The organism is Terriglobales bacterium (assembly GCA_035624475.1).
Lineage (GTDB): Bacteria > Acidobacteriota > Terriglobia > Terriglobales > Acidobacteriaceae > DASPRL01.
On sequence record DASPRL010000417.1, the window covers coordinates 1 to 10,651 of the forward strand.

General features: G+C 67.3%; 8 protein-coding genes. 6 read left to right on the top strand and 2 right to left on the bottom strand.

The genetic code is table 11. The features are described from left to right. The coding region (gene dusB, locus VEG08_15940) for a tRNA dihydrouridine synthase DusB (protein ID HXZ29486.1) at nt 1-909 on the top strand (909 nt) is incomplete at its 5' end. 58 nt (nt 910-967) lie between these two features. On the opposite strand, the gene VEG08_15945 is transcribed toward dusB, so the two are convergent. Together VEG08_15945 and VEG08_15950 are read right to left on the bottom strand one after the other, a co-directional pair. Then, on the bottom strand, nt 968-1,843 hold the full coding sequence (locus VEG08_15945) for an MBL fold metallo-hydrolase (GenBank protein ID HXZ29487.1): 876 nt from the start codon (nt 1,841-1,843) through the stop codon (nt 968-970). Between the two features lie 16 nt (nt 1,844-1,859). After that, a complete protein-coding gene (locus VEG08_15950; protein HXZ29488.1) occupies nt 1,860-4,115 on the bottom strand; it encodes a DPP IV N-terminal domain-containing protein in 2,256 nt (751 codons plus the stop codon). Between the two features lie 164 nt (nt 4,116-4,279). Between VEG08_15950 and VEG08_15955 the strand changes: the two genes are divergently transcribed. From VEG08_15955 to clpB, 5 genes are all read left to right on the top strand, one after another. After that, complete coding sequence (locus VEG08_15955; GenBank protein HXZ29489.1) at nt 4,280-5,062, top strand: C4-type zinc ribbon domain-containing protein; 783 nt, start codon at nt 4,280-4,282, stop codon at nt 5,060-5,062. Nucleotides 5,063-5,081: 19 nt separating this feature from the next. Next, nucleotides 5,082-6,107, top strand: a complete 1,026-nt coding sequence (locus VEG08_15960; GenBank protein HXZ29490.1) for a tetratricopeptide repeat protein — start codon at nt 5,082-5,084, stop codon at nt 6,105-6,107. 3 nt (nt 6,108-6,110) lie between these two features. Beyond that, nucleotides 6,111-7,301, top strand: a complete 1,191-nt coding sequence (locus VEG08_15965; GenBank protein HXZ29491.1) for a class I SAM-dependent rRNA methyltransferase — start codon at nt 6,111-6,113, stop codon at nt 7,299-7,301. Between the two features lie 122 nt (nt 7,302-7,423). Further along, on the top strand, nt 7,424-7,879 hold the full coding sequence (locus tag VEG08_15970) for an Hsp20/alpha crystallin family protein (protein HXZ29492.1): 456 nt from the start codon (nt 7,424-7,426) through the stop codon (nt 7,877-7,879). Nucleotides 7,880-7,978: 99 nt separating this feature from the next. Next, on the top strand, nt 7,979-10,651 hold a 2,673-nt coding region (clpB, locus tag VEG08_15975; protein ID HXZ29493.1), incomplete at its 3' end, for an ATP-dependent chaperone ClpB.

Below are 10,651 nucleotides of genomic sequence, written 5' to 3' on the forward strand. Positions count from 1 at the left end.
GACACCGTCTTCCGCCGCTTCATCCGCAACCTGGGCGGCTGCGGCCTGATCATGACCGAGTTCACCTCCGCCGACGGCGTGCTCCGCGCCCGCGACAAGAAGGCCAAGCGTTACCTCCACTTCTACGACGACGAGCACCCCATCTCGGCGCAGCTCTTCGGGGGCGAGCCCCAGGTGATGGCCGACGCCGCCCGCCTCTGCCAGGACTTGGGCTTCGACCTGGTGGACCTCAACCTGGGCTGCCCCGCGCGCAAAGTCGTGAAGTGCACCGCCGGGAGCGGTCTGCTGCGCGACCTGCCCCGCATCCGCCGCATCTTCGAGGCGGTGCGCGCGGCCGTGACCGTGCCTTTCACCGTGAAGTACCGCGCCGGCTGGAACGACGAGGAGATCATCTGCGTGGAATTGGGCAAGCTGGCCGAAGAGTGCGGGCTGAACGCGGTGGCGCTGCACGCCCGCACCCGCGAGCAGGGCTATAGCGGCCAGGCGCGCTGGGAGTGGATCACCGCGGTGCGCGAGGCGGTCCGCATCCCGGTGATCGGCAACGGCGACATCCGTGCCCCCGAGGACGCCGCCGCCATGGTGGCGCAGACCGGCTGCCACGCGGTGATGATCGGGCGCACCGCCCCCTCCAATCCCTGGATCTTCCGGCAGATCGCGCAGTTCACCGCCACCGGCCGCTACGACCAGCCCACCGACCAGGACCGCTACCTCATGATCCGCACCTACTTCCGCATGCTGGTGGAGGAGCAGATGCCGGGGGCGGCCGGCAAGATGAAGCAGTTCGCCTCCTGGTTCACCCACGGGGTGCACGGCGGCGCCACTCTGCGCAAGGCCGTCTACGAAGCCAAGACCGAGCAGGAGATCCTGGAGTGCGTGGAGCAGTTCTTCGAATGCAGAATTGAGAATTGAGAATGCGGAATGCTGCGACGGCATTCATTCTGCATTCATCATTCTGCATTCTGCATTTTTAGACAGGCCGCGCCACGTAGCGCCCCTCCCCCGCCTGCTCGACATAGGCCCAGGGCGTGTGGTGGTCGTGGGTGAAGATCATCAGCCACTTCTCCGGCACCGCCGCCTCCCACAGCCGCTTGCGGCTCTCGATGGTCTCCAGGGGAAAGAGGTCGAAGGCCATCACCCAGGTCAGGTCGAGGTGGGCGGTGGTGGGCACCAGGTCGGAGACGTAGCAGGCCTTCTTGCCGCCGCTGCGCAACATCACCGCCTGCAGGTTGCGGGTGTGCCCGGGATAGACCTTCACCGAGATGCCGGGCACGATCTCGCTGTCGCCGTGCAGCAGGTGCATCTGGCCGTTGCGGATGAGGGGATCGTAGTTGTCGCTGATGTAGCTGACGCGGTCGCGCTCGTGCTGCAGGGAAGCGTGCCGCCACTCGCCCTCCTGCACGTAGTAGCGGGCGCGGGGGAAGGTGGCCACCGCCTGCCCCTTCTCGTAGACCGTGTTCCAGCCGCAGTGGTCGAAGTGCAGGTGGGTGTTGATGACCACGTCGATCTGGTCGGGCGCCACCCCCGCCGCCTCCAGGCTCGCCAGCAGCTTCTCCTTCGGCTGGTGGATCTTCTTCAGCTTCTCGGAGAGCTTGTTGCCCATCCCGGTCTCGATGAGCACGGTGTGCTTGCCGGTGCGCACCAGCACCGAGTTCATGCCCACAGCCAGGCGGTTGTGCTCGTCTGGCTTCATCTTCTTTTCCCAGAGCGGCTTGGGGACTACGCCGAAGAAGGCGCCGCCGTCCAGCCAGTAGGTGCCGTCGGAGAGCAGGGTGAGCTCGAAGTCGCCCAGGGTCAGACGCGGGGCGGCCTTCTCGTGGTGGGCGGCTTGGGAAGGGACAGGCATCACGCTCCGCCGCGAATCAATGCCCCCTCAGCGCCTGCTCGAAGTGCTGCTGGATGAGGTGGTAGAGATGCGAGCGCGCCGTCTTGCCGGCGATGCCGTGGGTCTTGCCGGGATAGAACATCAGGTCGAATTGCTTGCCGGCGGCGATGAGGGCGTCGGTCATCTGCACCGTGTTCTGGAAGTGGACGTTGTCGTCGCCAGTGCCGTGCACGATGAGCAGGCTCCCCTCGAGGCCGGCCGCCGAATTCACCGGCGAGGCCTTCTGATAGCCGGCTTCGTTGTCCTTGGGCAGGCCCATGTAGCGTTCGGTGTAGATGGAATCGTAGTCGCGCCAGTCGGTGACCGGCGCCACCGAGACCCCAGCCTTGAACAGGTCGGAGTGGGTGAGCGCGTACAGGGTCATGTAGCCGCCGTAGCTCCAGCCCCACCAGCCCAGGCGGGAGCCGTCGAGTTGCGGGAACTGCTCCAGGGCCTGGTGGAGGGCGGCCAACTGGTCCTTCAATTCGGTGGCGCCGAAGCTGCGGAAGATGGGCTCGGCGAACTTCTTGCCGCGCCCGGCCATGCCGCGGTTGTCCACGATCAGGATGGCAAAGCCCTCTTTGGCCAGGATCTGGTCGAAGAGGAAGTTGGGCCCGCCCCAGCCGTCGCGCACCGTCTGCGCCTGCGGCCCGCCGTAGGGATTGAGGATGAGCGGGACCTTGTGCGTGGGGCTGGCGTCGGGAGGCAGGATCAGCATGCCCTGGAGTTCGGTGCCATCGTCGGCCTTGAAGTTGACGAACCGGGGCGGGATCAGGCCGTAGGCCGCGACGTCCTTCGACTGCCACAGCGGGAAGCAGGGGCCCGCGGGCGCGCACACCTCGGTGCGCGGCGGAGTGAGCAGGCTGGAGAAGCCGGCGATGTAGTGCTTGGCGTCGGGAGCGAACTCGGCCGAGTGCGAGCCTGCGCCCTGGCTGACCTGGCGCCAATCGCTGCCGTCGAGCTTCAGCGAGTAGAGCTGGCGCTGGCGCGGGTCGCCGGCGTTGGCAGCCACATAGAGCAGGCCGGCGTCCTCGTCCACCGCCTCCACCCCGGAGACCTCGAAATCGCCCCGGGTGAGCTGCCGCTCCAGCCGGGCCTCGCCGCCCAGAGGAGCGGCCTTGTCGAAGCGGTACAGGTAGAGGTGGTTGTGGCCGTCGCGGTCGCTCGCCCACAAGAAGCGGTCGCCCGACTTCAGCACCCGGAAATCGTTGTTCACGTCCACCCAGGTCCTGCTGCTCTCGCGCAAGACCCGCCGCGCCTTGCCCGACTCGGTGTCCACGAAGTAGAGATCGAGCTGGTTCTGGGCGCGGTTGAGCACCTGCACGTAGGCCAGTCCCGGCCGCACCCAGCCGAAGCGCGGGATGTAGAAGCTGTCGTCGGGAGCGGAACCCTCCTCCCGGCGGGCCTCCATGGGCACCGCCAGCCACTTCACCCTTCCGCCGGAGGCGCTCACCACCCCCAGCCGCACCGCCGGGTTGGGGTCCCCCGCCTTGGGATACTTCTCCATGTAGAGGGTGGGATGGGTGGGCAGGAAGTCCTCGATGGGATAGATGGGCACCTGGCTCTCGTCCATCTGCAGGAAGAGGATCTTCTGCGAGTCCGGCGACCAGGAGTAGTTGCTGCGCACCCCCAGCTCCTCCTCGTAGACCCAGTCCACCTCGCCGTTGAGCAGGTTGCGGCTGCCGTCCTTGGTGAGACGCTGCGGCTGCGACTTGCCCGGGGTCTGCACCCAGAGATCGTGCTGCAGCAGGTAGGCGACGCGGCTGCCGTCGGGGGAGAACTGGGGAGCGCTGATGGGGTCGGTCACCGAGGTGAGCTGGGTGGCGGCGCCGCTGGCCAGGCTGTAGAGCCAGAGCTGGCCCTGGGAATCGAAGAGCAGGTGCTGGGAGTCGGGGGCCCAGTGGTAGCCGGCGATGCCGTAGCGGGTCGCCGCCTCGCGCTGCTGCTCGTTCTTGAGCTTGGAAGCGGGCGGCACCAGCAGGCTGAGCTTGTCGGCGCCCACCAGCACCGCCTTGCGGCCGCTGGCCGCCTCCAGGCTCCACAGCTCGCCCTTCTCGCCGCTGGCATCGCGCTGGATGAAGGAGACGCGGCTGCCGTCGGGACTCCACTGCAGGGTCTCTGGGCCGCGGCCGGTGATGCCCCCGCCGGCGATGGCCTCGATGGTCAGCGCCTTCTCCTCCGCTTTGAACCCGGGTGCGGGGGGCTGCGCCCAGGCCACGGCAACCAGCACGCTCAAAGCCAGCAGGCGTTTCACGGTCTTCCTCCAGCGGGCGAGATGGGATCCGTCCCGAAACTGGTGAGTCTACACCGCGGGAGGCCGCCATGCCACGGCTGCCGCCGCCCGGGCGGCCCGCTCCCCCGAGGGCGGGAGGCCGGTGCTACAATTGACGGATTCATACCCCGACCGGCCCCGTCCTCATGAATGCCGACCTGGAAAAACTGATCGAGCTGCAACGTACCGACGCCGAGATCCAGCGGCTGCAGGCGGAGATCGCTGCCCTGCCCCGCCGCGTGGCCGGGATCGAGGCCAAACTCGCCGACGCCCGCGCGGTGGTGGAGAAGGCCAAGGCGGCGGTGAAGGCCAACGAGTCCGGCCGCCGCAAGCTGGAAGGTGAGATCCAGGCCCAGCAGCAGAAGATCTCCAAGTACCGCGACCAGTCCCTGGAAGTGAAAACCAACGAGCAGTACAAGGCCCTGCTGCAGGAGATCAACTTCGCGGAGGGCGAGATCCGCTCCTGCGAGGACAAGATCCTGGAGTTCATGCTGGATTCGGAGACCCAGGAGAAGGCCATCCGCGGCGCCGAGGCGGAGCTGAAGGCGCGCACCGCCGAGGTGGAGAAGGAGCAGGCGGAGGCCCGCGCCCGCACCGCCGAGGATGAGCGGCAACTGGCGGAATGGACGGCCAAGCGCCAGGCCCTGCGCGCCGGCATCGGCGATGCCGCCCTCTCCCACTACGACCGGGTACTGAAGCTGCGCCACACGGCTCTGGCCGAGGTCCGCGAGCAGCAGTGTACCGCCTGCCACGTGCTGCTCCGTCCCCAGAAATACGTCGAGGTGTGCGCCAACGAACAGGTCCTCACCTGTGATTCCTGCGGCCGCATTCTCTATCATGTCGCCGCCGCCGATGCCCCTGCCGCCGCGTCCCGCCCGCCCGCGGCCCAGGAAGACAACGAGCAGGCCGAGACGCCCGCGGCCCAATAGCTGTCAGGAGGTGCGGATCATGCCATCCCGCTCGACTCTGCTGCTGCTTCTGCTGCCGGCGCTGCTGGGGCTGGGCCCTTCGGCCGCCGCCCAATGCACGGAGAACGACCGGACCGTCCAACCCGTGGACCTCAAGGTCCGCTTGTGGTACACCAACGGCCGTCCCGTGGCTGAGCGCGAGCGTATCCAACTGCTCAACAGCCTGGAGACCTACGTGGGCGAGGTCTTCACCGACAACCAGGGGGAAGCGAACTTCCGGGTTTCGCCCGGCAGCTACGTCCTGCGCATCAGCGGCCCCAGCGTCGAAGACACCACCACCCCGGTTTTCCGGCTCCTGTGCAACGAAGGCACGCACTTCGAGAACGTAGACGTGAAGATGAAGGCCGGAAGCGAGGCCGAGAGCGAGAGCACAGTCGTCTCCCCGGCCGCTTCCGGGAGCACGGTGGCGGCGGTGGACCTCAACGTCCCGGAGAAGGCCCACAAGGAGTTCGAGAAGGGCACCGCCGCGCTCCAGCACAACGACCTGGCCGCAGCCCGCAAGGCCTTTGAGAAGGCCATCCAGATCTATCCCCAGTACGCCGGCGCCTACAACAATCTGGGCCTCATCGCCATGAAGAGCGGCGACCGTGCCGCCGCCCTGGCCGCCTTCCAGCAGGCGGTGCGCCTCAACGACCACTATCCCCTGGCTTGCATCAATCTGGCCCGGCTCCTGCTCCCCGACAAGAAGTACTCAGAGGCGCAGGAGCTGCTGAGCCGCGCCCTCAGCACCGATCCCCTCAACCTCGACGCCCTGACCATGCTGGCCGATGTGCAGTTGGAGACCGCCCACTACGACCAGGCCATCAATACCGCCTGGAAGGTCCACAGCATGCCTCACGAAGGATATTCGGTAGTCCACATCATGGCCGCGCTCGCCTTCGAGGCCCGCCACATGCCGCAGGAGGCCGCGGTCGAGTACGCCACTTATCTGAAGGAATCGCCCAACGGCCCCGCCGCCCAGCGGGCCGCGGCCGCCCTGGCCAAGCTGCAGAACCAGGGGCCGTAGGGGATGGTGCCGGCCCCCGCCACGGTGACGCTGCGGCCGCGGGGCGCGGCCCGCCTGCGCGCCGGACATCCCTGGGTCTATCGCTCCGATCTGGCTTCCAGTGGCGGCGCCGCCCCCGGCGCCCTGGTGCGCGTAGCCGACTCCCGCGGCAAGCTCCTGGGCAGCGCGCTCTACAGTTCCAGCTCGGAGATCGCGATCCGTCTGCTGACCCCCCGGGCGCTGGCTGGACCCGGCGACCTCCTCGACCTGCTCCGCCGGCGCCTGCAGGCCGCCTTGGAGTACCGCCGGCGGGTAGTCCGTGACTCTGACGCCTGCCGCCTGGTCTTCAGCGAGGCCGACGGGCTGCCCGGCCTCATCGTCGACCGCTACAACGAGATCCTCTCCCTGCAGGCGCTGACCCAGAGCATGGACCAGCCCGCCGTCAAAGAGGCCGTGGTCGCCACCCTGGTGGAAGCGCTCACGCCGGCCTCGGTGGTGGAGCGCGTGGAGCCGCGCATCCGCGAACTGGAGAAGCTGCCGCCGCGCCCGGCGGGACCGCTCTACGGCGAGCTGACCCGCACCGTCATCTGCATGAATGGGGTGCGCTTCCACTACGACGCCCTGGGCGGGCAGAAGACCGGGCTCTTCCTCGACCAGCGCGAGAACTACGCCGCTGCCGCCCATCTCGCCCGCGGCGAGGCCCTCGACGTCTGCTGCTACCAGGGCGGCTTTGCCCTGCATCTGGCGCGCGCCGGCTGCCGCGTCACCGGCGTGGATTCCTCGCGCCCCGCCCTGGAGATGGCCGAGCAGAACGCCGCCCTGAACTCCCTGCCCGAGATGGAGTGGATCGAGGGCAATGCCTTCGACCTGCTCAAGGACTACGCCGCCGCCGGCCGCCGCTACGACACCGTCGTGCTCGATCCCCCGCCTTTCGCCCGCTCCAAGAGCGCCCTGGCCACCGCCCTGCGCGGCTACAAGGAACTCAACCTGCGCGCCCTCAAGATGCTCCGCTCCGGCGGGCTGCTGGTCACCTGTTCCTGCTCTTTCCACGTCAGCGCCGGTGACTTCCTCGAGATGCTCTCCTCGGCCGCCCGCGACGCCCACCGCTCTCTCCGCCTGGTGGAGCAGCGCACCCAGGCCAGGGACCACCCCATTGTTCTCACCATCCCAGAAACGTCCTACCTTAAGTGCCTCATTTCGATAGTAAGTAATTGATAAACAATACACTTCTTGTATTGACAATACTTAACTCAACTTTTATGATTCTTTTACGCTAACTACGGCATCCAATCGGATGCGAGCAGAGAATTTCTTCCTAAGCAGGAGGTCAAGAGACCATGACCATGTTGACTCGTTGGTACCCTTTCCGCGACCTGGTTTCCTTCCAGGAGCGCATGAACCGGCTCTTCCAGGACACTCTCGGGCCCTCCCGGGAGGAGCTGATGACCTCCGGGACCTTCGTGCCCCCGGTGGACATCTACGAGGACGAGCACTCCATCACCCTCAAGCTGGAAGTTCCCGGCATCGAGGAGAAGGACATCGACGTACAGTTGGAGAACAACACCCTCACGGTCAAGGGTGAGCGCAAGTTCGAGAAGGAGGAGAAGGAAGAGAACTTCCATCGCATCGAGCGGCGCTACGGCGCCTTCGCGCGCTCCTTCACCCTGCCTGACGCCGTGGACAGCGGCAACGTCGAGGCCAACTACGAGAACGGTATCCTGAAGATCCGGTTGGCCAAGCGCGCCGAGGCCAAGCCCAAGCAGATCAAGGTGACCGTGGGCAAGGCCGCGTAAGACCTGCCCCAGTCCGCAATCTCGGCGGGAGGCGGCTTGCACGGCCCCTCCCGCTTTCTTTTGCTTGAAACTTGAAACCGGAAACGTGAGACTTTCCTTATGAGCATCCGTTGGGACAAGATGACGGTGAAGGCCCAGGAGGCCATGCAGGCGGCCAACAACCTGGCCTCCGACCACGGCAACCCGGAATTGTTGCCGTTGCACCTGCTGGCCGCGCTGGTGGAGGACCGCGAGGGCATCGTCGCCCCGGTGCTGGCCAAGATCGGCGTCAGCGCCGACGCCGTCGCCGCCGAGCTGCGCCAGGAGATGGAGCACCTGCCCAAGGTCTCGGGCGGCTCCGGCGTGCTGCAGGCGCACCTCTCGCCCACCGTCACCCGCATCCTGGAGTCGGCCTTCAAGGAGGCCGACAAACTCAAGGACGAGTACGTCTCCACCGAGCACGTGCTGCTGGCGCTGGTGCAGGCCAAGGGCGACGCGGCCCAGGCCATCCTGACGCGCCACGGTGCCAGCTATGAGAGCGTGCTCAAGGCGCTGACCGCCATCCGCGGCTCGCAGCGCGTCACCGATCCCAATCCCGAGGCCAAGTACCAGGCGCTGGAGCGCTACGCCCGCGACCTCACCGACCTGGCCCGCCGCGGCAAGCTGGATCCCGTGATCGGCCGCGACGACGAGATCCGCCGCGTGGTGCAGGTGCTCTCGCGCCGCACCAAGAACAATCCCGTGCTCATCGGCGAGCCCGGGGTGGGCAAGACCGCCATCGTGGAGGGACTGGCGCAGCGCATCGTCTCCGGCGACGTTCCCGAGATCCTGAAGAGCAAGCGCCTGATCTCGCTCGATCTGGGCGCCATGGTGGCCGGCTCCAAGTATCGCGGCGAGTTCGAAGACCGCCTCAAGGCCGTGCTCAAGGAGATCGAGGACTCGCAGGGGCAGATCATCCTCTTCATCGACGAATTGCACACGCTGGTGGGGGCGGGCGCCGCCGAGGGCGCCATCGACGCCTCCAACATGCTCAAGCCGGCGCTGGCCCGCGGCGAATTGCGCGCCATCGGCGCCACCACCCTCAACGAGTACCGCAAGTACATCGAGAAGGACGCGGCCCTGGAGCGCCGCTTCCAGATCGTCTTCGTGGGCGAGCCCAACGTGGAGGACACCATCGCCATCCTGCGCGGGCTGAAGGAGCGCTACGAGGTGCACCACGGGGTGCGCATCAAGGACTCCGCCATCGTGGCCGCCGCCACCCTCTCCCACCGCTACATCTCCGACCGCTTCCTGCCCGACAAGGCCATCGACCTCATCGACGAGGCCGCCGCCTCGCTGCGCATCCAGATCGATTCCCTGCCCACCGAGATCGACCAGTTGGAGCGCCGCGCCACCCAGCTCGAGATCGAGCGCCAGGCGCTGAAGAAGGAGGACGACCCCAACTCCCGCGAGCGCCTGGGCGAGCTGGAGCGCGAATTGGCCGAGGTGCGCGAGCAGTCCAACGCCCTCAAGGCCCGCTGGAAGCAGGAGAAGGAAGCTATCGCCCGCATCCGCGAATTGAAGGAGAAGATCGAGCAGCTCAAGGCCGAGGAGCAGCGCGAGGAGCGCAAGGGCAACCTGGAGCGCGTGGCCGAGATCCGCTACGGCCTGCTGCGCAAGGCCGAGCAGGAGCTGGCCGGGCTCAGCGCCACCCTCGACGGCGACCGCCGCGCCGCCCGCATGCTCAAGGAGGAGGTGGACGAGGAGGACGTGGCCCGCATCGTCTCCAAGTGGACGGGCATCCCGGTCTCCAAGATGCTGGAGGGCGAGGTGCGCAAGCTGGTGGAGATGGAAGCGCGGCTGCACCGCCGCGTCATCGGCCAGGACCAGGCGGTGGAGCGCGTGGCCAACGCCGTGCGCCGCTCCCGCGCCGGGCTCTCCGATCCCCGCCGTCCCATCGGCTCCTTCATCTTCCTGGGGCCCACAGGCGTGGGCAAGACCGAGCTGGCGCGTGCCCTGGCCGAGTTCCTCTTCGACGATGAGCACGCCATGGTGCGGCTCGACATGTCGGAGTACATGGAGAAGCACGCGGTGGCGCGGCTCATCGGCGCGCCTCCGGGTTACGTGGGCTACGAGGAGGGCGGGCAGCTGACCGAAGCGGTGCGCCGCCGCCCCTATTCGGTCGTCCTCTTCGACGAGATCGAGAAGGCCCACCCCGAGGTCTTCAACATCCTGCTGCAGATCATGGACGACGGCCGGCTGACCGACGGCAAGGGCCGCAAGGTGGACTTCAAGAACACGGTCATCATCATGACCTCCAACCTCGGCTCCAGCTACCTGCAGGCCGACAGCCTGCGCTCGGACAAGGACTTCGAGGAGGCGCGCCGGCAGGTGCTGGCGGCGCTGCAGCAGCACTTCAAGCCCGAGTTCCTCAACCGGGTGGACGACATCATCGTCTTCAACCCGCTCAACAAGGAGCAGTTGAAGCAGATCGTGGAGCTGCAGCTCGAGCACCTGCGCGCGCTGCTGGCCGATCGCCACATCACCCTGGAATTGACCGAGGCCGCCCGCGAGCTGCTCTTCGCCGAGGGCTACGACGCGAACTACGGCGCGCGCCCGCTGCGCCGCGCCATCCAGCACCTCATCCAGGACCCGCTGGCGCTCAAGATCCTGGACGGCGAGGTGCTGCACGGCGACCACGTCAAGGTCGACGCCGACCTGCGGGAGCGCAAGATGACCTTCGCCGTCACCCGCGGCCAGCCCGAAGGCGAGCGCAAGGAAACCGCCAAGAAGCCCCGCCGCGTGCAGAAGGTA